The organism is Thalassospira profundimaris WP0211 (assembly GCF_000300275.1).
GTDB classification, from domain to species: Bacteria; Pseudomonadota; Alphaproteobacteria; order Rhodospirillales; family Thalassospiraceae; genus Thalassospira; species Thalassospira profundimaris.
The window spans coordinates 128,837-150,518 of the sequence record NZ_AMRN01000005.1; the positions used below are offsets into that span (position 1 = coordinate 128,837).

A 21,682-nucleotide genomic window follows, 5' to 3' on the forward strand; every position below is an offset into this window, starting at 1 on the left:
GCAGGCATCAGCAAGACCGCAAAGAGCTAATCGGTATAACTCATAGCCGGTATTCCGCCAGCGCAGAGGTCGCAAATGCCGCAGGCTCCTGAAATGCTTTGAAAAAATCGACGGGCTTTGGCGTTAGGGCAAAAGAAAACGGCACATCCCTGCGGATGTGCCGTTTTCAAATCGTTCGAAGAACCTGCGATTAAGCGTTGGTTTCTTCTTCGTCAGCTTCGATTGCTTCTGCAAGGTCAGCCGGAACTTCTTCTTCGAAGAGTTCTTCAGCGGCTTCGAGGGCTTCCTCTTCTTCCGCTTCCATTTCTTCGATGGTGCCAAGAACAGCAGAACCCTTGCGGAGCTGTTCAGCGGCATCTTCTTCGGAACGTGCAACGTTGGCAGTTACCTCAATGATAACTTCCGGGTGCAGGTTGATACGGACCTGATGCAGACCAAGGGTCTTGATCGGCTGATCAAGAACGACCTGGGTACGGGCAACAGTGAAGCCTGCTTCGGTTACTGCGTTTGCGATATCGCGGGCAGTGACCGAACCATAAAGCTGGCCAACGTCGGATGCCTGACGAACGACGGTGACTGCGAGTTCACCCATCTTCTCGGAAACAGCTTCTGCTTCCTTACGGCGTTCCAGGTTGTCAGCTTCAAGCTGTGCTTTCTGTGCTTCGAACACAGAGATGTTTGCTTTGGTTGCACGAAGGGCCATGCCCTGCGGCAGCAAGCGGTTGCGGGCGTGGCCCGGCTTGACAGTGACTACGTCACCCATCTGACCGAGTTTTTCTACCCGCTGGAGCAGAATAACTTCCATCACCGATCCTCCTCATTGCTACGGGTCATCGGTTCTTTCCCCCGCAGCCTGATTAAATGCTCAACAATTCCAAGTCCGGTGATCGCGATAAACGACCAGGTGGACAGAACCGCGACGATGTAAAACACCGTCAGAATTACACGTTTTTGCGGCCATCGGGCTGCCTGCCCATGCACCAGCGCCAATCCCTGAAACAGGAACGGCACTGCCAGTACCACCGCGACGTTGCGCGCCACATAAGCCAGCGAACCATCGGCAAAGCCGACCGTAAACCCGGCCAGGGCAAACACAAACAGTGACCAGCCAGGCAAGGCAAAGGTTGCCATATTTGGTGTCGGACGCAGGTTTTTGCCTGCACGCACCAAAATTGCCTGTGCGATTGCGGCGTTGGCGAACAGCATCAATAGCCAGCTCACCGCTGCAATCGCCGGGAAGTAAGTCTGGAACATACCAATCAGACCCTGAACATCGGATGTCATAGGGACACCCATTTCCGAGTACATCTGGCTCAGGAACTTCGCGATGAAGTCCTGAATGTCCACACCTTCCGCCGTCAGTGTTCCGGTAACGAAGATCATTACCGTCGCGACCATGACGGCCATGGCACTTACGACAATTCCGGAAGGCAGAAAGGCAAGATTGCCGTTTTGATCTTTCCGGACGACCAGCGCCATGCGGGTCAACAACATCGCCGGTCCGGCAAACACGACCATAAAGACCGTGAAAGGCAGTAATCCCCCCATAAGAATGAGGGCAATACATGCGGCAAATGCCGCAACCAGCAGGCGTTTGGGCCCTTGCCACAATCCCGTAAGGAAAAGCGGCAGATGCCCGAAGTATGAAAGCAAAAGAGCAAACGGATTTCCTGATAGAACCAGCAGGAACAGAACGGCACTGCCAAGTCCGGTCCCAATCGCTATGAGGGTGTCACGTTGCATCATTTACTCCCGGCCCGAGACCTCAAAAGGGTCTCTTGCCGACTGCCTCAGACCTGGTCTGCGTAGGGCAGCAGCGCCAGGAAGCGTGCACGCTTGATGGCTTTCGCCAGTTCGCGCTGCTTCTTGGCCGAAACCGCAGTGATACGGCTCGGAACGATTTTGCCGCGTTCGGAAACGAAACGCTGCAGCAGTTTGACATCTTTGTAGTCAATCTTCGGCGCATCATCACCCGAGAACGGGCAGGTTTTACGACGACGGAAAAACAGACGACGTCCAGCCATGATATTATCTCCTCGCTATCTGTTAGCCGTTCTGACGGGGGCCGCCACGGCGATTACCGCCACGACCGCCGCGCTCGTCGCGGTTGCGCAGAATGGCAGACTGTTCTTCTTCGAACTCGTCAACCTTGACAGTCATCTGACGCAGAACGTCTTCGTTCAGGCGCATCTGACGCTCGTATTCCGCGATCGCGTCTTTGTCAGCTTCGATCTGGAAGAGAGTATAGTGGCCTTTGCGGTTCTTTTTGACACGGTATGCCAGGGAACGCAGACCCCAATATTCGGTTTTGGCGATTTTGCCGCCGAGACCTTCGATGGTCTGGGTCAGCTTTTCGTTCAGACTTTCGACCTGTGCGGTCGAGAAGTCCTGACGTGCGATAAACACGCTTTCGTATTTGCTCATAATACTCCTATTACTCCTTTTGGCTTATCTCTTCCTGCATGACCTCGTGCCATGCAGGCATAGCCGGACAATCCCGGCAAGGAGCCGTGAGACGGCGGAATATACACTTTTCGCCCATGAGTGCAACGCCAAATGCAGCTTTTTGCCGATTACGGGATAGCGCGATGGCTTTGACAGTATCGGCAGAAACCTGCGTGTTTCTGACTTGGATCTATCATGGGGTGAGTATTGCGGTTTCGGGATAACCGACATGCACGCGATTGTGAAGGCGGCGTTTGTCGCTGCATTCAATGCATCTTCGGTCTTAAAGCTACAGCAGGCCTTGGTTTTCCATGCTTCTTCGGCGGTGTCCGTTGGGGATGTGTGGGTGTTGCGTATTGTGCGCTGCGCAACAGCCAGTCCTTCGTAAATGACGCAAAATATGCCATAAACGCGCAAATCGGGTATCAAACCCGAAAGTAACACTATTGTTATAGTGTTATCGCGACGTGCAGTTTTGGGGCGTAAAAAAATCAAACCAACCGCGCCCATCAGGTTTCAGTTCTTGACAGTGCGCTTGCGCACGCTATCAAGGGTGGCTCAATTTCAAGGGGCCGGTTTTCGGCACAGTCTTCGTAGAAGCGGACAAGGGTTTATTTAATATAATGACACGCGCACTCGTTTTCCCCGGACAGGGGTCGCAAGCGGTAGGTATGGGCAAGGAACTGGCAGACGCATTTCCGGTTGCCCGCGAAGTTTTCCAGGAAGTTGATGATGCGCTTTCGCAAAAGCTTAGCGCGCTGATGTTTGAAGGTCCGGAAAACGAACTGACCCTGACCGAAAACGCGCAGCCGGCCTTGATGGCGGTCAGCCTTGCGGTGACCCGTGTTCTGGAAAAAGAAGGCGGCTTTACCCTGACCGACAAGTGCGACCTTGTTGCCGGTCATTCTCTTGGCGAATATTCCGCCCTTGCAGCAGCAGGCACCTTTGCCATTTCGGATGCCGCGCGCCTTTTGAAAATCCGTGGTCAGGCAATGCAGGCCGCCGTTCCGGTCGGTGTTGGCGCGATGGCAGCCCTTCTTGGTCTTGATTATGTCGACGCGGTCGCGGTTGCCGAAGAAGCAGCACAGGGTGAAGTTTGCACCGCCGCCAATGACAATGCCAGCGGGCAGGTTGTTGTTTCCGGTCACAAGGCGGCTGTGGAGCGCGCGATTGAGATCGCCAAGGAAAAGGGCGCAAAACGCGCCGTCTTGTTGCCGGTATCGGCACCGTTCCATTGTGCCCTGATGCAGCCGGCAGCCGATCGCATGGCAGAGGCGCTTGGCGCTGTGACCATGAATGCACCGGGCAAGCCGGTCGTGGCCAACGTGACCGCAGAAAAAACTGACGATCCGGAAACCATTCGTAAACTCCTTGTAGAGCAGGTTTGCGGCACAGTGCGCTGGCGTGAGTCGGTTCTTTATATGAAAGAACAGGGCATCACCGATCTGGTAGAGATCGGCGCAGGCAAAGTTTTGACCGGCATGGTACGTCGTATTGACCGCGATCTGAGCGGTACGGCTGTGAATGGTCCGGCAGATATCGAAGCATTCCTCGGCGCTCTGTAAGAGTGTCCGGAACACGAACGAACCCAAAGGGAACGAAAATTTATGTTTGATCTTGCAGGGAAAACAGCACTCGTAACCGGTGCGACCGGCGGTATCGGTGGCGAAATCGCCAAGGTTCTGGCCGAAGCTGGTGCGAAGGTTGCTCTGTCGGGCACCCGTCAGGAACGCCTCGAAGCGGTTGCTGCCGAAATCGGTGGCAACGCGGTTGTTGTTCCGGCCAACCTTTCGGATAAAGAATCGGTCGATGGCCTGATCAAAAATGCTGAGGAGGCCCTTGGCGGTCAGCTTGATATTCTGGTTAACAATGCCGGAATTACCCGTGATCAGCTTGCCATGCGTCTTAAGGATGAAGACTGGCAGGCGGTTCTTGATGTGAACTTGACCTCTGCCTTCAAGCTTGCGCGCAATTCACTGCGCGGCATGATGAAGCGTCGCCACGGCCGTATTATCAACATCACCTCGATCGTTGGTGTGACCGGCAACCCGGGCCAGACCAACTATGCCGCTGCCAAGGCCGGGATGATCGGTTGGTCAAAATCGCTGGCACAAGAGGTTGCGGCGCGCGGAATTACGGTTAACTGTGTGGCACCGGGCTTTATTACCACGGCCATGACCGAAGAACTCGGAGATGCCCAGAAAGAAAAGCTTTTGGGCGGTATTCCGGCAGGTCGCATGGGCGACAGCAAAGAGATCGCAGCAGCGGTTCTGTATCTTGCAAGTGACGAAGCAGCTTATGTCACAGGACAGACCTTGCATGTGAATGGCGGAATGGCGATGATTTAACCCGTTGCGGGTTGCCTTCTTTTCTGTTTAAAAGAGGCCGCTATACCAAATATTGAAACTGGCGATTGTTCGTTGCCGGTTTCCGGTTCCCGGGAACTCCTTCAATAGGGGGACACAACGGGTACCACGTGTAAACTAACTGACAGAAAACCTATTGAAGGATTTGAGCTATGAGTGATGTCGCAGATCGCGTGAAGAAGATCGTTGTCGAGCACCTCGGTGTTGAAGAAGACAAGGTCACTGAAAACGCAAGCTTCATCGACGATCTGGGCGCAGACAGCCTGGACACCGTTGAGCTGGTTATGGCGTTTGAAGAAGAATTCGGTTGTGAAATTCCGGATGACGCGGCTGAAAAAATTCTGACCGTTAAAGACGCGATCGACTTCATCGAAAAGGCGGACAGCTAAGTTTGCTGTTAGACATGGGCGCCTAGAGGGCATCCTCAGGCGCCCTTTTCGTCTTTGCTGGATTCATAGAATAAAGGCGTAATGCGGGATGAGACGCGTAGTTGTTACCGGTATTGGTGCTGTTACTCCGCTTGCTAGCGGGGCACAGAATACTTGGCAGAAACTGCTGAACAGCCAATCCGGGATCAAAAGCATCGATACGTTTGACGTGTCGGATATCCCTGCCAAAATCGCAGGCCTCGTGCCGCGCGGTGAGGGTGACGGACTTTTCAACGCTGAAGATCATGTCTCGATCAAAGACATGAAGAAAATGGACGATTTCATCGTCTATGGGATTGCTGCAGCTGATCAGGCGATTGCGGATTCTGGTTGGAAGCCGGAAACCGACGAAGATCAGGAAGCAACCGGCGTTTTGATCGGTTCGGGGATCGGTGGGTTGCCCAAGATTTCCGAGGCAACTGATCTGGTCAATAACGGCAAGACCCGTCGTGTCAGTCCGTTCTTCATTCCGTCTTGTCTGATTAACCTGGTTTCAGGTCAGGTTTCGATCAAACACGGTCTTAAAGGTCCGAACCATGCGGTGGTTACCGCCTGTTCGACCGGTGCACACGCCGTTGGCGACGCATCGCGCATGATTATGCTTGGCGATGCCGATGTCATGGTTGCGGGTGGTGCCGAAGCTGCTGTTTGCCGTCTTGGCATGGCAGGCTTTGCTGCTGCACGTGCGCTTTCGACCAGCTACAACGACACACCAACCGAAGCATCCCGTCCGTGGGATGAAGGCCGTGACGGTTTCGTCATGGGCGAAGGTGCGGGCTGTGTTGTTCTTGAAGAATACGAACACGCCAAGGCGCGTGGGGCTCGGATTTACGCCGAAGTTGCCGGTTACGGCATGTCGGGTGATGCTTATCACATCACCGCACCGGCCGAAGACGGCAATGGCGGCTTCCGTTCGATGCGCAATGCCATTCGCAATGCGGGTCTGAACCCGGAAGATGTTGATTACGTCAACGCACATGGCACCTCGACTCCGCTGGGTGATGAAATCGAACTGGGTGCGGTAAAGCGCCTGTTCGGTGATCATGCCCAGAAAATGTCGATGTCTTCGACCAAATCGGCAACCGGTCACCTTCTGGGTGCTGCCGGTGCGATTGAAGCCGTGTTCTCGATCCTTGCGATCCACGAAGGCGTTGTTCCTCCGACGTTGAACCTGCGCAATCCGTCCGAGGCATGCAAAGGCATTGATCTGGTTCCGCTTGAAGCCAAACAGCGTAAAGTCAATGTCGCTCTGTCGAACTCGTTCGGCTTTGGCGGCACCAACGCATCGCTTGTTTTCAAGGCCGTTTAAACAGCAGAGCAACCCCCGGGAGCATTCCCTTGAAGCGTTTTCTGCTTTTTATTGGCTTTCTGATCATCACCGCTGCTCTCGCCACAGGTGGGGCAGCGGTGTATGTTTATGTGCAATACACATCGCCGAGCAATTTGGCGCAGGAACGCGACATCATCATCCCGCAGGGGACCGGTGTGCGCGGTATTGCCGAGATTTTCCAACGTGAAAACATCATCACCGAACCGCTGATCTTCCTTGCTGGGGTTCGCGTCAGTCAGCTTGACCGGTCGCTGCGTGCGGGGGAATACCATTTCCCGGCCCGGGTCAGCCCGAAACAGGCTGCTGAAATTCTGGCCTTTGGGGATACGGTCAAACGGTTCGTCACCATCCCTGAAGGTCTTCGTTCCGGCGAAATCGTTGATCGGATCAAGCTGGTCGATGGATTAACCGGCGAGATCGCCGATATTCCGGCCGATGGCACCTTGTTGCCCGAAACCTATCAGTTCTCGTTTGGGGATACGAAGCAAAGCATCATTGATCGTATGCGCTCAGCCCACGATGAAATGGTCAAACAGCTTTGGCCGGGCCGTCAGGACGGATTGCCGTTCGACACCATTGAAGAGGCGGTTATTCTGGCCTCCATCGTTGAACGCGAAACCGGCGTTGCTGGCGAACGGGCAAGGGTCGCTGGGGTGTTTATCAATCGTCTGCGACGCGATATGCGCTTGCAGTCTGATCCGACAGTTGCCTATGCGCTTAGCCCGGACAAGCGTCTTGAACGTCCTTTGACGCGCAAGGATTGGCGTTTTGAGAGCCCCTATAACACCTATGTCACCAGCGGCCTGCCGCCCGGACCGATCACCAATCCGGGGCGCGATGCGTTCTATGCGGTCCTGCATCCAGCAGCGACCGAAGATCTGTACTTCGTTGCAGACGGGACGGGAGGACATGCATTTGCCAGAACCCTTGATGAGCATAATCGCAACGTTGCCAAGTGGCGGCGCATCCGCGACGGGCAGTGATCACGCCAAAGAGTTCGAACCAAATGATAAAGGCGGAATCGGGTTGATGCCGTCTTTTTGCTTCCTAGTGTTCGCCTTGGCTATCGGGCGATGATGTTTTCTTCGGGATCCGGGATGCCGCAAGATCCATCAACCATTGCGGTGTCATCTTAAGTATTCCGATAATCAGGTTCATTTGCCACGGGAAGGCGATCATGCCCTTGTCGCGTTCAAGCCCCCGCACGATCTTCTTTGCGGCCTTGTCGGCCTGCATGAAGAATGGCATCGGGAAATCATTGGCATCGGTGATGCGGCTTTTAACAAAGCCCGGGCAGATGACATTGACCTTCACGCCATCGGGCGCCAATGCACCACGCAATCCTTCGCCGTAAACCCGAATAGCCGCCTTGCTGGCGCAATAGGCCGGGGCAGAGGGCAATCCACGCCATGATGCCTGGGATGCGACCAATGCGACCTGACCGCGTCTGCGCGCACGCATGACCTTGATCGCCGGATCAATCGTATTCAGGACACCGGCGACATTGGTGGCAAAGATATCGCGAACCTGTTCTGGGCTTTCGCCAAGGCCACCCGTACCTGCCGAAATGCCGGCATTGGCAATAACGAGGCTGAGCTGCGCAATTTCATCGCAATGGGTGACATAGGCGTCCATTGTTTCGCGGGACGTCACATCGAGAACATCGGCATAAACATTGGCCCCGGCGGCGCGGCAATCATTTTCCACCAGTTGCAAGCGTGTTTGATTGCGACCGCTGATAAAAAGGGTCACGCCGGTACGTGCGAAATGGCGGGCAAGGGCAGCGCCAATACCCGAACTGGCACCGGTGATCAGAATGGCATCGTACTGAAAGGACATTGTTGCTCGTACTGGGTTTTGAAATAAGGAAATTGATTTTTGCGGAACATGCTGCAGCAATAGGGCAGCATTATGAAATACGGCTTATGTTTACCATATTGTCGTTATCGCGTGATGATCGGTGTTCACCCTTGGCGGGACATTGGCCAATGGTTATAAACGCCTAAACACAAAAGCAAACTGGATGAAAAGATGACCGTTTCAAGCATGACCGGATTTGCGCGCGTTGATGGCGCGGCCGATGGTTTCGGCTGGACCTGGGAACTGCGCAGCGTCAACGGCAAGGGACTTGATGTTCGCCTGCGTCTGAATGGCGGGTTTGAGCGTCTTGAGGCCAAGGTGCGCGATGCGGTTTCCAAGCGGTTCAAGCGCGGCAATATGGGCGTGACCCTGAATGTTATGCGTTCCGGCGATAACAATGCTTATTCGGTGAACCGGGAACTGCTTTCCGAACTGGTCCAGATTGCTGAGGAGTTTGATAATACCAGCAGCCTGTCGGCAGGAACGATTGCAGATCTTATGAATGTGCGTGGTGTGCTTGAAGCCTATGAGCCACAGGAAGACGAAGCAACCCGGGACGCCAATGATGCCGCCGTGCTGGCAAGCCTGAATGAGGCCATCGATCAGATGGCCGCCCACCGGGCAGAGGAAGGCGAGAAACTTGACGCCATGCTGCGCGGCCATGTCGATAACATCGAGGCGACTGTTACACGTGCTGAAAACTGCGAATCAGCGCGCGCAGACGCCATCAAGGATCGTCTGAAACGTCAGGTCGAAGAATTGATGGATGCGGGCAAGTTCGACCCCGAACGCCTGCATCAGGAAGCAGCGATTTTGGCGACCAAGGCCGACATCCGCGAAGAGATTGATCGTCTGAAGGCCCATATAAGTGCAGCACGTGATATGTTGACTAAGGGTGGCGCAATCGGGCGTAAGCTTGACTTCCTGTGCCAGGAGTTCAATCGCGAGGCCAACACGCTGTGCTCAAAGGCCAATGATATTGAACTGACCAATTGCGGTATGGAGCTTAAAGTGATCATTGATCAGCTCCGCGAGCAGGTCCAGAACGTCGAATAAGCGGCAGGGAAGGAAACAACATGATTGATCCGCATAACCGCCGTGGCGTGATGCTGGTGTTCTGTGCGCCGTCCGGTGCCGGGAAAACGACAATCACCCGTCAGTTGCTAGAAAACGATGACAAGATCTCCTTGTCTGTGTCGGCAACAACGCGTGCGGCCCGCCCCGGTGAACAAGAAGGTACCCACTACTTTTTCAAATCGGTTGATGAGTTCAAACATATGATTGCCGATGACGAACTGCTTGAATGGGCAGAAGTGTTTGGCAATTACTATGGCACGCCGATTGGACCGGTTGAAAAGGCACTGTCGGAAGGCCGCGATGTTCTGTTTGACATCGACTGGCAGGGTGCCCGCCAACTGCGTGACAAGGGCGGTGATGACGTTGTATCGGTCTTTATCCTGCCACCGTCATCGGGTGAGTTGGAGCGCCGCCTGCGTGATCGCGGGCAGGACGCCGATGACGTGATCATGAAACGCATGGCCAAGGCCGGTGCGGAAATCAGCCATTGGGAAGAATTTGACTATGTGCTGATCAATGATGATCTGGATCGTTGCATCTCTGACGTTCAACACATTATCGGTGCCGAACGCATCAAGCGCGAGCGCCAGACAGGCTTGCCGGGCTTTGTCAAAAAGCTTCTGACAGACTGATACCGGATACGAAAATGGCCGCTTTACGAAGCGGCCATTTCATCATGAACCTGTGTCAGGCGGACAAAATCCGCAACACTAAGCTCCTCGGCCCGGACGGTTTCGGTAATCCCGGCCTTCGCAAGCAATTCACCTACATTGATGTTCAGGGTCTTAAGGCTTGCGCGCAGCATCTTGCGACGTTGACCAAACGCCGCCTGAGTAATTTTCGCAAGGCTATCCAAATTGATGTCTGTGCCGCGATCCGCCTTGGGGCGCAATTGCACGACGGCAGAGGTCACCTTTGGCGGTGGGGTAAAAGCACTGCGGTGGACATCAAACAGGATATCGCAGTCGCACAGATACTGACACAGCACGGATAGACGTCCATAGGCTTTGCTTTTCGGGCGTGCGACGACGCGCTCAGCCACTTCCTTTTGAAACATCAGGGTCAGGCTGGCGAACTGATCAATCTGCATCAGCCAGCCCAGCAATAGTTGCGTGCCGACATTATAGGGCAGGTTGGCGACGATCTTGCGCGGGGCCGGGCCCAATGTTGTGACATCGACCTCAAGCGCATCGCCGTCAATGACGTGAAGCGCACCGGGGTAATGATTGCTGATCTGTTCCAGAACCGGTTGGCAGCGCGGATCACGCTCGATCACGGTCAGGTTCTTCGCACCGTTAAACAGCAACGCACGCGTCAGGCCGCCGGGCCCCGGACCGATTTCAATCACGGTGGCATCATCAAGCGGTGCGGCCGCACGGGCAATGCGCCCGGTCAGGTTCAAATCAAACAGGAAGTTCTGGCCGAATTTCTTTTGCGCTGACAGGTCATGGGTCGCAATTACCTCCCGCAGTGGCGGAAGGCCGTCATTGGCAAGCTTGCCAGTATTGTCATTGTCTTCTGACACGTCGGTCAGGCTCCTGTCGCAAGGCGTTTTGTCGCCATTTCTGATGCCATTTTCAGGGCCGCAATCAGGCTATCAGGGCGCGCGATGCCTTTGCCGGCAATATCAAGCGCGGTGCCATGATCGGGCGATGTTCTGATAAATGGCAATCCCAGCGTGACATTCACACCACCATGGAAATCAAGCGTCTTGACCGGTATCAGAGCCTGATCATGATAGGGGCAGAGCGCCACATCGTAATTGGCGCGAGCCTCTTCATGGAACATGGTATCGGCCGGAAGGGGACCGATGACATCCACGCCCTCATCACGCAGTTGTTTGACGGCCGGGGCCATGATGGTTTTTTCTTCGGTACCCATCGTGCCATCTTCGCCCGCATGCGGGTTCAGCCCGGCAATGGCAAGGCGCGGCTTGGCGATCCCGAAGGCATTTTGCAGGGAGTGATGTGTGATCCGGCAACGCTCGACAATCAGCTCGGTTGTCAGCTGTGTCGGGACATCCTTGAGCGGTATATGGATGGTTAGCGGCACCACGCGCAGTTTGCTATTGGCCAGCATCATGACGGGGATTGTGCCCGGTCCTGCGAGCTCTGCCAGAAACTCGGTATGGCCGGGATGTCGGAAGCCCGCTTCATACAATGCGCTTTTCTGGATCGGATTGGTGACGACGGCGCTTGCTTTACCCAAGGTCGCCAGTTCGACGGCCTTTGTGATGCTTTCAATCACGACGCTGGCTGTTTTGGGTGATGCTACACCTGAAACAACTTCGGTTGCGCTATCTGCGATTTCCAGAACCGGCAGGGCATCCTTAAAAACGGACGTGGCTTCGTCGATTGTCTGGATCACGCGCACTGGAACATCAGTACCACTTCGGGCGATTGCTTGAGTGATCATGCTGACAGGCGAGATCAGGCAAAATGGTGCAAGCTCATCCTGCGTACGACGCAGCCATGCCTTGATGGCAAGCTCGGGGCCAATGCCGCCGGGCTCGCCGATCGTCAATGCGATGGGGGCGCGTTCTGTCATCTTCCTATCGGGGTCCTGTCGACCGGATCAGATCCGGATATCAATAAATGCCTGACGGCGCAGTTCACGAAGTTTGCGGCGTGCCAGAATATCAAGACGTTCCAACCGCAGACGGTTTTCAATGTCCTGACGGCTGGGCAGGTTGCTTTCTTCGGTGATGTTACAAATCATCACCATCAGTGCACCGCCATCAACCTGAATAATGTTGGACGGTGTTCCTTCATCAAGATTGGTGACAGCTTGTCGGATCTGCCCAGAGAGTGCATCCGGCGAAATGCCTTCCATCTTGCCGCTCAGATCAGATCCAAGGTCGACAGCGACATTCGCCATGGCGTCACAGCTATTTGCCGTTTCACGGGTGTTCTGCAGGACTGCGATTTTGGCATCAATCTGGTCTTGCGGCATGTCACCGCTAATCGGGACAAACAGTTGATAAAGGTCCAGTCTGGTATCGGTAACAGCATCAGTGTCACCAACGCGACGGTCCAGCAGTTTGACAATGTAATATCCGCGGACGGTCTGGACCGGCGCACTTACATCACCGGGTTGCAGCTGGTTGACAGCCTGTTGCAAGTCAGCCGACATTTCACCGGCGTAAAGCCAACCAAGGTCGCCTCCATTGGCAGCACTCGCGCTGGCTGAGAACTGTCGCGCCAGACCTGCGAAATCCGCACCCGTGTTCAGGGCATCACGAATTTCCTGCGCGGTTTGGTAAACCCGTGTGCTGTCCTGCGGGTTGTCGACAGGCAGGAAGATTTCCTGAACGCGGTTACGCGGCTTGTTCTGGTTACTGATGATGCGCTCAAGCGTGTCGTCGATCTCGGCTTCGGAAATCTGAACTTCACCGCGCATGCTGCCGAGAACTTTTTGCCAGGCGACCTGCGGGCGGATCTGATTTTCAATCGTTCCAGATGCGATTTGCCGTTGCGACAGATACCTGTCGAGCATGCCGTCGGGAAGGCCTGCATTTTGCTCGATCATTGACTTGCCGCGCGCGATGTCTTCATCGGTCACTTCGATGCCACGACGCTCGGCTTCCTGCAGTTGCAGTTTTTCATTGATCAGTTGCTGCAGGATTTGCGGCGCCATCTCGTTGCTGCGCTGAGGTGTCATTTCGATGTTGGACGACACGGCAACAAGCTTGATACGTTCAACCAGATCAATGACTGAAATCGGATCATCATTGACCACGGCAGCAACGCCAACCGGCGACTGTGCACGAACTGGTGCGACCATCATCGATAGTGTGACAGCAATCATCACAGCGCAGATTTTTACGGAAGTCGAAATCGAAATATTGGAAATCATTTTTACTTACAATCCGGCTGCAGATGCAAACTCGCCCAGGGTCTTGAAAACGAGACGGAAAAGGAATTCGTCAGATTCACCTAGATCCTGATCCCGATAGAAGGTCCGACGGACTCGCCCATCGAAGATGAAGCACTCATCTTCATAAACGAAACCGATACCATATTCCAAGGGGTCGGTTTCATCGAGGTCGTAGCGTCCATACGCCTGACCCGACCAGTACTGATTAAATTGACGTTCCGCACGGAAGTAGATTTCCTCGCGCTCGTCAAACTCTTCGCTGCCTGCTTCATCTGTGAAGTGTAGATACGTCGTATTTAGACGTAACGTATCTAGTGATCCGACAGTCGCTGTTACCTGATTTCGGCGAGCAGAAAAATCGTCTTTTGAAAGACGGTAGCGATATGTCAGATCAAGATATTGGTTCGGGGCAACAGTTACTCGACCAACATAATCTGAAAGATGCTCATCTAGTCCAGAGCCTTGGGCAAAAGTATCATTTTCATTGGCGCGGTAGCTTTGGCCAAACATTGCGCTGGTATAGCCTCCTTGGGGACCGTAGATCCCCCACTCAAGCCCATAACTTGCCCTGAGACCGTCTTCTGCGCGATCCAGGCCGCCAAACCTGTCATGGGAGAACAGGTTGATATCGTCCAGTTCAAACGACTGCGAGTCCTCATTCGGAATCTCATCAGGATTGCCGCCGTTCGGAGACCAGGCTGCCATGGCGATTGGAGTAATGACCTGTTGGTAGCTGCCTTGGCTGCTTACGAACGGCATTTGCCAATCAATTGCTGCCAATGGCAGCAGGCGTCCCGTATATCCACTGTAGTTTTCTCTGTTAGTGCGAGATACGTCTGAGACGAGGTAGTTGTCACTTCGGACGGAGAGACTAAGTTTGGTGACATCACCCATTGTGCCGACGTGAGGGAGCTCCCAACCGGCTTTGGCAGACATACGATGCGAATTGGTACCCTCGTCGCGGGTCAAGGAGAGGCCATCCAAGTCCAAGGTTGTTATGCTACCGTATTTTGCTGGCGCGGATTGTCCGTGAAACTGCAGATGCGGCAAAACAATGGGGGTCGTGTCCCGGTCATCATCACTCTTTAGCCCTTGGAAGTAGTATGCATCAGCGCGCGTGTAGCTGGCGCCGCGAAACCCCTCGGTAAACAGGTTCGAGGTCAGGACAGAAGGTGAGCCAAAACCATACCGTGAGAGATAGGTCTTCTCTGAGGCTTGCTCAGCGTCAAAGCCCCAACGCCACGTCGGATCGATGTCAAACCGTCCTTTGGCGTCAATATGGCCTTGCCAGTCATCCTCTGTATCTCTGGTAATGCTGTTGACGACGTCGAATTCCCCACTGTCCAGACGCTGTCTGTACTCGGTTGCGAGGACAGGACCTTCATCCGTTGTGTAGGTTGGCGTGAAAGTCATGTCCTTGCTATTGTCGATCGACCAGTAATAGGGTTGGCTGAAGTAGCTTCCAACGTGGCTGGTGCTGCCGAATGATGGCGCAAGCAAACCGGACTGCCGTTTCACGGTTGGGTCTGGGTGCTGAAAATATGGGGTGTAGAGAACAGGAATACCTGCGACCTCCAGACGAGCGTCTTCGTATTCCACCGTTTTACTGTCTGAATCATGCAGCACGCGCGCCGCGCGAATGCGCCAAAGCGGCGTCGAACTGCTGCCATTGTCTTCACAGACTTTGCAGGGGGAATATACGGCTTTGGCAATCTCGGTAAAGTTCCCGCCGCTGCGACGGGCACCAGCACCGGCAATCCGGGTGTTCTCATCGAGAAGGACATAAATATCCTGAACGATTCCTTCCTTGAAATCGCCGCTCAGCTCGACGTAGCTAGCGAAGGTGACTTCGCCCGTCGGTTCAGTGATACTGACATTTCCCGAAGCCGTGAGAACATCCTGTGATCGGTCATAGCTCACCGTATCAGCAAGCAATATACGTCCTTCCCGGGAAATTTCGACATTTCCACGCGCAGTGACGGTTTGCAGTTCCTGATTGTAATCGACCTCGTCGGCACTGAACAAAATGGCTGGTTCCGGCGGAGGAACTTCTGAGCCTGCTGTTTGTGCCGTGGCTGAATGCAAACTTGCAAGACCGCCACCCACGAAGATCCCACAGCCCAGAATGGTGCTGGTCACAAGTCTTTTTATCATTCCCCCCGCCATGACCATAGGCTAGCCATCCTCAAGATGTAGCAATGTGGTAACCCCGAGCAACAGAGAAATTCCAGCTGGAGCCCACGCCGACAAAACCGGTGGAATTCCGCCGGAAACGCCCAAAGCTGAAATCACGTCTGTGCAAAAATATAGAATGAAGCCAGATGCAACACCCCCACCGATAACAAGGGATGCGCGCCGACGTCGAGAAAATTTAAGGCAAAATGCAGCCGCGATTAAAACCATGGCGCATAAAAGTAAAGGTCTCGACAACAGGCTATGAAAATGGATGCGGTGACGGGTGGCATTAAAACCAGCACGTTCAAGCAGCGTGATGAACGGCTTCAAGTCCCAAAATGACATCGTTTCCGGGGACGCGAAGCTGTCTTGTATCTTCCGCGCAGTCAGGTTCGTTGGCAGCATCATTTCTTCTGCAAACGTGCTGGCCTGACCGGGGACGAATGTCCATGAATCATAGAAACGCCAAGTTCCTGGTTCGAGGACTGCCCGACCGGCATCGATCCGCATCGTAAAATCATCCGCATCTTCAAAACGGAAGATTGTCACGTTTCGAAGATCAAGTTGGTCGCCCTGCTGGTTGCTGACCGATCGCGCAAAAATAACAGCCTGACCGTCCTGCGTGCCCTGCCGTAACCATAGACCGCTTGAGGACAGGTTCATGACACTTGCATTGTTCTGCAAATAGCGTGCTTCAAGCGTCTCGTACTTCTGAAGCAGGATTGAGGACAACGGATTGAGTGCGCCTACCTGAAGGCTGCCTAGAACGAGGGCGCATAAGATAGGCGGTAGCATGAACTGCCATGCAGAGACACCGGCTGCACGCGTCACTACAAGCTCCTGATTGCCGGTCAGTTTCCAGAATGAAAACATCGACCCGAACAGGACGGCGAAAGGCAGGACTTTCTCCGTCATGAACGGAATGCGACTAGCGGCCATCTGCAAGACAATGCTCACCGTGGCGTCTGGTTTATTGCCTGCACGACGAAGGAGCTCAATCGTGTCGCCGATCAGGATCAGACCGATTAGGAGTGCAAGAATAGACAGGATCGAAATCAGGACATGCTTGCCAAAATACCATGTTAGAAGCGGTGAAATTCTCATGCTTCCGCCTCTTGGTTTATTGCGCGCCTTGCCTTGATAACCGGACCACGGAAAGTCCAGTAAAGCCCCAGGGCAATTGGTATCATTGCATTCATATACATCAATGGCACAAGCGACGGATTTTTGGCAGCAAGGTTTTTCATGGCGATACCGGCTGCCTGAAAAGCTACCATCACGCCAATTGCGAGCAACAATCTGCCGGTCTGACCACGTCTGGAGAAGCTGCTTGATACAAGCACAGCCAGTGCAATGCTGGCAAATGCGATGGCATTCAGTGGTGAGATCAGGCGGTCATGCCCCTCTGCCCGAAACGCATTAAGGTCTCTCTCTATTATGTCCGGGGGGACGGCCGTTAAAAGGTTTTCAACGCTGCGTTCTCGCGCGTCTTGATAGCGAAGGCCCTCGTCGACAGCGCCTTGCGCAATATCAACCGCATAGCGATCAAAATAAAGGATCGACATGGTGCCATCCTCGGCATTGACTTCCTGGCGGTTGCCATCAAGCAGAACAATGCGTGGACCCTCGTCAGTCCTCACCAAGGCTCCATGTTTGGCCATCATCGTGGTTTGGGCATCGGGGGCACGCGCGTCATGCACCAGAATTCCCAGCAATTCGTTATCCCGACCGACTTCGCGAACATAAATGGTCAAGCCGTCAATGTCGGTGAAGCTGCCTTCTTGCAACAGTACCGATGAGAAATCATTGCGGATCGAGAACTGCAACTCCTTGAACTGTGTGTAGCTGTAGGGAAGGTAGAACAGTGTCAGGAAATAACAGACTGCCGTCGACAGAAGCGCGACAATCAGGGCTGGCTTGGCGAGCGCCCACTGGCTCAATCCCGCCGAGCGCATGACGATGAGTTCGCGGTCCTGGATCAGTTTGTTGTAGGTAAAGACAATAACGAAAAACAGCGCGATCGGAATAATGATCGTCAGAAAGCTGGGCAGCAACAGGGATGTCAGCTGCAAAAAGACCGAGATCGACAAGCCCCGATTCACAATCATTTCAACAAAGCGCAAGCTTTGCGATAGCCAGATCACACACAGAAGCCCCAGTGTGACAAAGACCATCATGATCAATTGCTGTTTGAGCATATATCGGGTTAAGCGATTCATTGGGCGGATTATAGAGAAGCAATCAAAAACCGAAACAGGAAATTGTCGTCAAACCCGTTCAAATCTTGCGGGATTTCCGAATGAAGGTCGGTTGGTGTCGTTAAGATCGGATGGGTTGAATAGGGGCGCCAAATAAGTCGCACCATCGTTCTGCATTTGCGGCGATGGTGCAACGTCGTGATGATCAAAAAGCGCGGCAAAATTATGACTGCGGTTAAAGCAATTCCGTTTCCGTGCAATTCCTGATCTGTGTCGCCATGAAAGCGGCTTCAGGAAGGAGTTGAGTGAAAAAGAACATACAGCTTTTTGTCTTTGCCTTGCGCAGGTCTTCTGGTGTTTCGGTGTTGTTCACAGCGCCAAGAGAGCGCAGCATCAGCCATCCGGAAATGCAAAGCGCGGCCTGACGCAAATATGGTGTGGCAAGCACCTGTGCCATATCAGCATCCGCGGCACAGCGTTCCAACACGCAATCCGTTGAATTTTCGAGATCGACGATTGCGTGATCCAATTCACGGCGTGCCTTGGCGAGGTCGCTTGTTTCATCGATATCTTTCAGGCCGTGGATCGTTTCCTTGATGTCTGCAAGCATTGCCATCAGCGCGGCCGCCTGATCCCTAAGCACCTTGCGTCCGATAAAATCAAGCGCCTGAATGCCATTGGTTCCCTCATAGATCGGCGCAATGCGGGCGTCGCGAAGGTGCTGGGCTGCCCCGGTTTCCTCGATAAAGCCCATGCCGCCGTGGACCTGAACACCAAGCGATGCATTGTCGACGCCAATATCCGTTGCCCAGCCTTTGACCAGCGGAATCAAAAGGTCGGCACGCGCCTGTGCTGCCGCACGATCCTGGTTGTCAGGAAGGTGGTGAGCAAGATCAAGTTGGGCGGCGGCATAAAGCGAAAGCGCGCGCGCTGCATCGGTCGAAGACCTTATGCGCATCAACATGCGCTGCACATCACCGTGGACTGCAATCGGCACCTCTTCGCCGGTTTTGGCGTCACGCCCCTGTTTGCGCGTGTTGGCATACTTAAGGGCCTGCTGATAGGCGCGTTCGGAAATGGCCACGCCCTGTTGGCCAACCGCAAGCCTTGCGTTGTTCATCATGGTGAACATATAGGCCAGTCCCTTGCCTTCTTCGCCAACCAGATAGCCGGTCGCACCGCCCTTGTCGCCAAACTGCAGAACCGCCGTCGGGCTGGCATGAATGCCAAGCTTGTGTTCAAGCGACACACAAGTGACGTCGTTGCGTGCGCCGATTTCACCATTGTCCGAGACCAGATATTTTGGAACGATAAACAGTGAAATACCTTTGACGCCGGCCGGCGCATTCGGTGTGCGGGCCAGAACAAGATGCACGATGTTCTCGGTCATCTCGTGATCGCCATAGGTAATGAAGATCTTCTGGCCGGAGATTTTGTAGCTACCGTCCTCTTGCAAAACGGCTGTACTGCGGACTTTCGAAAGGTCCGATCCGGCCTGTGGTTCGGTCAGGTTCATGGTGCCTGTCCATTCACCTGATATCATGCGCGAAAGATACAGTTCACGCTGCTGATCCGATCCATGGGCAGTAAGGGCCTCAATCGCGCCGGATGTCAGCATCGGGCACAGTGCAAACGCCATATTGGCCGCCTGCCACATTTCGGCAACCGCCGCGCCAAGCAATATCGGCAAGCCCATGCCACCTTCGCTTTCCGGCGCGGATATGCCTTGCCAGCCACCTTCACAGAATTGCGCATAGGCCTCGTTCCAGCCCGTCGGTGTGCGAACAGTACCGTCCTCAAGAAGTTTTGCGCCTTCCTGATCGCCGACGCGATTGAGCGGGGCAAGGACGGAGGCTGCAAATTTCCCTGCTTCTTCAAGGATTGCGTCAACCAGATCCGCACTGGTTTCACCATATGGCGGCAGGTTGGAAACCGTATCCAGACCAATCACGTCATGGATCAGAAAACGGATATCTGAAATGGGGGGCGTAAAGTCGCTCATGAAAAAAGACGTCTCCCTGAAATGTGAGCCGCCCGCTCGGAACAGTCGGCTTTTTGCCAACCTTGTTTTATTGCCTCCTACCATAACGACCCGATCCCGCAAGATCGAGTCTGATTCGTGCTGTCGTGCAAAAGGACGCATTCAACATTGGTTTAAGTCACGCTTTGTGGCTTTCACACTGGCGAAATGACAAAAGACTACCGATATGTTCCCAAGACCCGAATTCGATACCTTAAACAGGTAAAAGTTGCGTGATCTGGCATCTATTATTTGCCAAGGGGTCGCCAATCGAAAAAAGGCAGGCTAGACTTGTCGTTGTTCAAGGCCACTTGATGTTCAATATGCATTTGGTCAAAAAAATCGAAGGACAGGAGCAAGCTGTTGCTGCGTAAAGGAATATTGCCAATTTTGTTTGCGGTGGTGATTTCGTTCGCCGGGACAAGACTGGTGGCCTGTGCCGGACCGGCGTGGCCAAGCGATGAAGAACGCAGATTTCTGGACGCTTACCGCACCAGTGTGACCGCTGGCGCGAGCGAAGAACAGTTTGCCCATGCCGACAAGCTTTATGTCGAAGCACTTCAGGTCCTGTCGGAAACCTATGTCGAGCAAATTGATCGCGTGGCGTTCGTTGATAACAGCATTGCGATGTTGGGAGACCTTGAAACCGATGACACATCGCCGATCGGTGTGGTTGGTGCCGTGCTTGATGACAGTCTGCATGACCTTGATCCGCACAGTGCGTATATGACCGACGATATGTTCCGCCGCCTGCAGGAAAGTACTGAAGGCAGTTTTGCCGGTGTCGGGATCGTCATTGCCCTTGATGATGAAAAGCGCATCCGGATCGTCTCACCGATTGATGACACACCCGCCGCACGCGCCGGTTTGCGTCCGGATGACCGGATCACGCACATTGATGGCTATCAGATGGTCGGCGAACCGATTTCAGAGGCCGTGCGTCGGATGCGTGGCCGTGTCGGGGATCCGGTGACCCTGACCATCCAGCGTGTCGAAGACAGTTTTGATGTCACGGTGAAGCGTGCCCGGATTGAGGTGCCCTCGGTCACGGCAAGCATCATTGATCAGGATATCGGTTATATCCGGGTGTCGCGGTTTGATGCGACCACACTCGACCAGACGCAGGAATATTTGCAGGAACTCGAAGACCGGATCGCATCGCCGCGCGGCATTATTGTCGATTTGCGCCGTAATCCGGGCGGGCTTCTCGACAGTGCAGCAGACATCGCCGATCAGTTCCTGACAGAAGGTTTGATCGTTGCCACCGAAGGACGCGGTGAGCGCAAACTAAGGAGCTACGAAGCCGACCGGTCCGATTTCTTTGAGAAAGTGCCAATGGCAATCCTGCTTGATCGTGGTTCGGCATCCGGTGCAGAGCTGATGGCAGCGGCCCTCCGTGAAAACGGTCGCGGCATCATCATCGGGGAACGGTCCTTTGGCAAAGGGTCGATGCAGCGCATCATGCCGCTGACCTCGGGCGGTGGGCTTAAAATCACCACCGGTTACTACACCACACCTGAGAACCACATTGTGCAGGGCCACGGTGTGATCCCGGATATCGAAATTACGCTGGCGGATGCCGAGGAATTCGAACGCGAGATTGATCTTGAGCACGCACTGCCGTCGCGCCGTCGCGATCCGCGTCAGTCATTGGCAACCCTTGAGGCCACCAGTTGCGAACAGGACATCGAGATCGAACGCCTCGGCAAATCGAGCCGCGAGAATCTAGAGGAAAATCTGGCAGACGGTGAGGGTGAGAAACCCCTTCGCGATTCCGTTCTTGAATGCGCGGTGGGCTATTTCGATAAAGGCCCGCTGGCAAACTACCGCAATCAGATGGAGCCGCTGCTGCGCGCAGGTCTCTGATCGGTATCGCCTGATATCGTATCAAAAAAGCGCGACCTTAA

General features: G+C 54.2%; 20 protein-coding genes. 8 read left to right on the forward strand and 12 right to left on the reverse strand.

The window, feature by feature from the left end; genetic code table 11:
• Nucleotides 1-190 precede the first annotated feature (190 nt).
• From rplI to rpsF, 4 genes are read right to left on the reverse strand one after another with little or no spacing between them, the layout of a single operon-like run.
• Nucleotides 191-805, reverse strand: coding sequence for a 50S ribosomal protein L9 (gene rplI / locus TH2_RS11185; protein WP_008890541.1), 615 nt, complete (start codon nt 803-805; stop codon nt 191-193).
• Entirely contained in the window at nt 805-1,743 is a 939-nt protein-coding gene (locus TH2_RS11190) for a DUF2232 domain-containing protein (RefSeq protein WP_008890542.1), read from the reverse strand. The genes rplI and TH2_RS11190 overlap by 1 nt, the downstream gene beginning before the upstream one ends.
• 47 nt (nt 1,744-1,790) lie before the next feature.
• Nucleotides 1,791-2,024 carry a 30S ribosomal protein S18 gene (gene rpsR, locus TH2_RS11195; RefSeq protein ID WP_008890543.1) on the reverse strand — a complete coding sequence of 78 codons (234 nt, stop codon included), beginning with the start codon at nt 2,022-2,024 and terminating at the stop codon, nt 1,791-1,793.
• Between the two features lie 22 nt (nt 2,025-2,046).
• Nucleotides 2,047-2,424 (reverse strand): 30S ribosomal protein S6, encoded by a 378-nt coding sequence (gene rpsF / locus TH2_RS11200; protein WP_008890544.1) that lies wholly within the window; start codon nt 2,422-2,424, stop codon nt 2,047-2,049.
• A gap of 644 nt (nt 2,425-3,068) precedes the next feature.
• Here rpsF and fabD point away from each other — a divergent pair.
• From fabD to mltG, 5 genes are all read left to right on the forward strand, one after another.
• Entirely contained in the window at nt 3,069-4,010 is a 942-nt protein-coding gene (gene fabD, locus TH2_RS11205; protein WP_008890545.1) for an ACP S-malonyltransferase, read from the forward strand.
• A gap of 42 nt (nt 4,011-4,052) precedes the next feature.
• Nucleotides 4,053-4,793 (forward strand): 3-oxoacyl-[acyl-carrier-protein] reductase, encoded by a 741-nt coding sequence (fabG, locus tag TH2_RS11210; RefSeq protein WP_008890546.1) that lies wholly within the window; start codon nt 4,053-4,055, stop codon nt 4,791-4,793.
• Between the two features lie 170 nt (nt 4,794-4,963).
• The gene (locus TH2_RS11215) at nt 4,964-5,200 is read left to right on the forward strand and encodes an acyl carrier protein (RefSeq protein WP_008890547.1); all 237 of its coding nucleotides are present in this window, start codon (nt 4,964-4,966) and stop codon (nt 5,198-5,200) included.
• 88 nt (nt 5,201-5,288) lie between these two features.
• Nucleotides 5,289-6,548, forward strand: coding sequence for a beta-ketoacyl-ACP synthase II (gene fabF, locus TH2_RS11220; RefSeq protein ID WP_008890548.1), 1,260 nt, complete (start codon nt 5,289-5,291; stop codon nt 6,546-6,548).
• A 29-nt stretch (nt 6,549-6,577) separates the two neighbouring features.
• Nucleotides 6,578-7,552, forward strand: coding sequence for an endolytic transglycosylase MltG (mltG, locus tag TH2_RS11225; RefSeq protein ID WP_008890549.1), 975 nt, complete (start codon nt 6,578-6,580; stop codon nt 7,550-7,552).
• A gap of 64 nt (nt 7,553-7,616) precedes the next feature.
• On the opposite strand, the gene TH2_RS11230 is transcribed toward mltG, so the two are convergent.
• A complete protein-coding gene (locus TH2_RS11230) occupies nt 7,617-8,408 on the reverse strand; it encodes an SDR family NAD(P)-dependent oxidoreductase (protein ID WP_008890550.1) in 792 nt (263 codons plus the stop codon).
• A gap of 192 nt (nt 8,409-8,600) precedes the next feature.
• Here TH2_RS11230 and TH2_RS11235 point away from each other — a divergent pair, with 192 nt between their 5' ends.
• Nucleotides 8,601-9,485, forward strand: coding sequence for a YicC/YloC family endoribonuclease (locus TH2_RS11235; protein WP_008890551.1), 885 nt, complete (start codon nt 8,601-8,603; stop codon nt 9,483-9,485).
• A gap of 20 nt (nt 9,486-9,505) precedes the next feature.
• Nucleotides 9,506-10,138, forward strand: coding sequence for a guanylate kinase (gene gmk / locus TH2_RS11240; RefSeq protein ID WP_008890552.1), 633 nt, complete (start codon nt 9,506-9,508; stop codon nt 10,136-10,138).
• A 23-nt stretch (nt 10,139-10,161) separates the two neighbouring features.
• Here the strand turns inward: gmk and rsmA are convergent, their stop codons facing one another.
• From rsmA to TH2_RS11275, 7 genes are all read right to left on the reverse strand, one after another.
• Nucleotides 10,162-11,031, reverse strand: a complete 870-nt coding sequence (gene rsmA, locus TH2_RS11245) for a 16S rRNA (adenine(1518)-N(6)/adenine(1519)-N(6))-dimethyltransferase RsmA (protein WP_008890553.1) — start codon at nt 11,029-11,031, stop codon at nt 10,162-10,164.
• A 5-nt stretch (nt 11,032-11,036) separates the two neighbouring features.
• The gene (gene pdxA / locus TH2_RS11250; protein WP_008890554.1) at nt 11,037-12,053 is read right to left on the reverse strand and encodes a 4-hydroxythreonine-4-phosphate dehydrogenase PdxA; all 1,017 of its coding nucleotides are present in this window, start codon (nt 12,051-12,053) and stop codon (nt 11,037-11,039) included.
• A 27-nt stretch (nt 12,054-12,080) separates the two neighbouring features.
• The gene (locus tag TH2_RS11255) at nt 12,081-13,361 is read right to left on the reverse strand and encodes a peptidylprolyl isomerase (RefSeq protein ID WP_008890555.1); all 1,281 of its coding nucleotides are present in this window, start codon (nt 13,359-13,361) and stop codon (nt 12,081-12,083) included.
• 6 nt (nt 13,362-13,367) lie between these two features.
• Nucleotides 13,368-15,521, reverse strand: coding sequence for an LPS-assembly protein LptD (locus tag TH2_RS11260; protein ID WP_238538693.1), 2,154 nt, complete (start codon nt 15,519-15,521; stop codon nt 13,368-13,370).
• A gap of 36 nt (nt 15,522-15,557) precedes the next feature.
• A complete protein-coding gene (lptG, locus tag TH2_RS11265) occupies nt 15,558-16,661 on the reverse strand; it encodes an LPS export ABC transporter permease LptG (RefSeq protein WP_008890557.1) in 1,104 nt (367 codons plus the stop codon).
• Nucleotides 16,658-17,776 carry an LPS export ABC transporter permease LptF gene (gene lptF, locus TH2_RS11270; RefSeq protein ID WP_238538694.1) on the reverse strand — a complete coding sequence of 373 codons (1,119 nt, stop codon included), beginning with the start codon at nt 17,774-17,776 and terminating at the stop codon, nt 16,658-16,660. The genes lptG and lptF overlap by 4 nt, the downstream gene beginning before the upstream one ends.
• 214 nt (nt 17,777-17,990) lie before the next feature.
• Nucleotides 17,991-19,757 carry an acyl-CoA dehydrogenase family protein gene (locus TH2_RS11275; protein WP_008890559.1) on the reverse strand — a complete coding sequence of 589 codons (1,767 nt, stop codon included), beginning with the start codon at nt 19,755-19,757 and terminating at the stop codon, nt 17,991-17,993.
• 381 nt (nt 19,758-20,138) lie between these two features.
• Here TH2_RS11275 and TH2_RS11280 point away from each other — a divergent pair, with 381 nt between their 5' ends.
• Nucleotides 20,139-21,641 (forward strand): S41 family peptidase, encoded by a 1,503-nt coding sequence (locus tag TH2_RS11280; RefSeq protein ID WP_232308362.1) that lies wholly within the window; start codon nt 20,139-20,141, stop codon nt 21,639-21,641.
• The last annotated feature ends 41 nt before the right edge of the window (nt 21,642-21,682 follow it).

What these genes read in the sequence shown, in the direction of transcription:
- TH2_RS11230 (WP_008890550.1), bottom strand. Translation starts at nt 8,408, where the DNA reads ATGTCCTTTCAGTACGATGCCATTCTGATCACCGGTGCCAGTTCGGGT.
- rpsF (WP_008890544.1), bottom strand. Translation starts at nt 2,424, where the DNA reads ATGAGCAAATACGAAAGCGTGTTTATCGCACGTCAGGACTTCTCGACC.
- fabG (WP_008890546.1), top strand. Translation starts at nt 4,053, where the DNA reads ATGTTTGATCTTGCAGGGAAAACAGCACTCGTAACCGGTGCGACCGGC.
- rpsR (WP_008890543.1), bottom strand. Translation starts at nt 2,024, where the DNA reads ATGGCTGGACGTCGTCTGTTTTTCCGTCGTCGTAAAACCTGCCCGTTC.
- fabD (WP_008890545.1), top strand. Translation starts at nt 3,069, where the DNA reads ATGACACGCGCACTCGTTTTCCCCGGACAGGGGTCGCAAGCGGTAGGT.
- lptG (WP_008890557.1), bottom strand. Translation starts at nt 16,661, where the DNA reads ATGAGAATTTCACCGCTTCTAACATGGTATTTTGGCAAGCATGTCCTG.
- gmk (WP_008890552.1), top strand. Translation starts at nt 9,506, where the DNA reads ATGATTGATCCGCATAACCGCCGTGGCGTGATGCTGGTGTTCTGTGCG.
- TH2_RS11215 (WP_008890547.1), top strand. Translation starts at nt 4,964, where the DNA reads ATGAGTGATGTCGCAGATCGCGTGAAGAAGATCGTTGTCGAGCACCTC.
- TH2_RS11255 (WP_008890555.1), bottom strand. Translation starts at nt 13,361, where the DNA reads ATGATTTCCAATATTTCGATTTCGACTTCCGTAAAAATCTGCGCTGTG.
- rplI (WP_008890541.1), bottom strand. Translation starts at nt 805, where the DNA reads ATGGAAGTTATTCTGCTCCAGCGGGTAGAAAAACTCGGTCAGATGGGT.
- pdxA (WP_008890554.1), bottom strand. Translation starts at nt 12,053, where the DNA reads ATGACAGAACGCGCCCCCATCGCATTGACGATCGGCGAGCCCGGCGGC.
- TH2_RS11275 (WP_008890559.1), bottom strand. Translation starts at nt 19,757, where the DNA reads ATGAGCGACTTTACGCCCCCCATTTCAGATATCCGTTTTCTGATCCAT.
- TH2_RS11190 (WP_008890542.1), bottom strand. Translation starts at nt 1,743, where the DNA reads ATGCAACGTGACACCCTCATAGCGATTGGGACCGGACTTGGCAGTGCC.
- fabF (WP_008890548.1), top strand. Translation starts at nt 5,289, where the DNA reads ATGAGACGCGTAGTTGTTACCGGTATTGGTGCTGTTACTCCGCTTGCT.
- TH2_RS11235 (WP_008890551.1), top strand. Translation starts at nt 8,601, where the DNA reads ATGACCGTTTCAAGCATGACCGGATTTGCGCGCGTTGATGGCGCGGCC.
- lptF (WP_238538694.1), bottom strand. Translation starts at nt 17,776, where the DNA reads ATGAATCGCTTAACCCGATATATGCTCAAACAGCAATTGATCATGATG.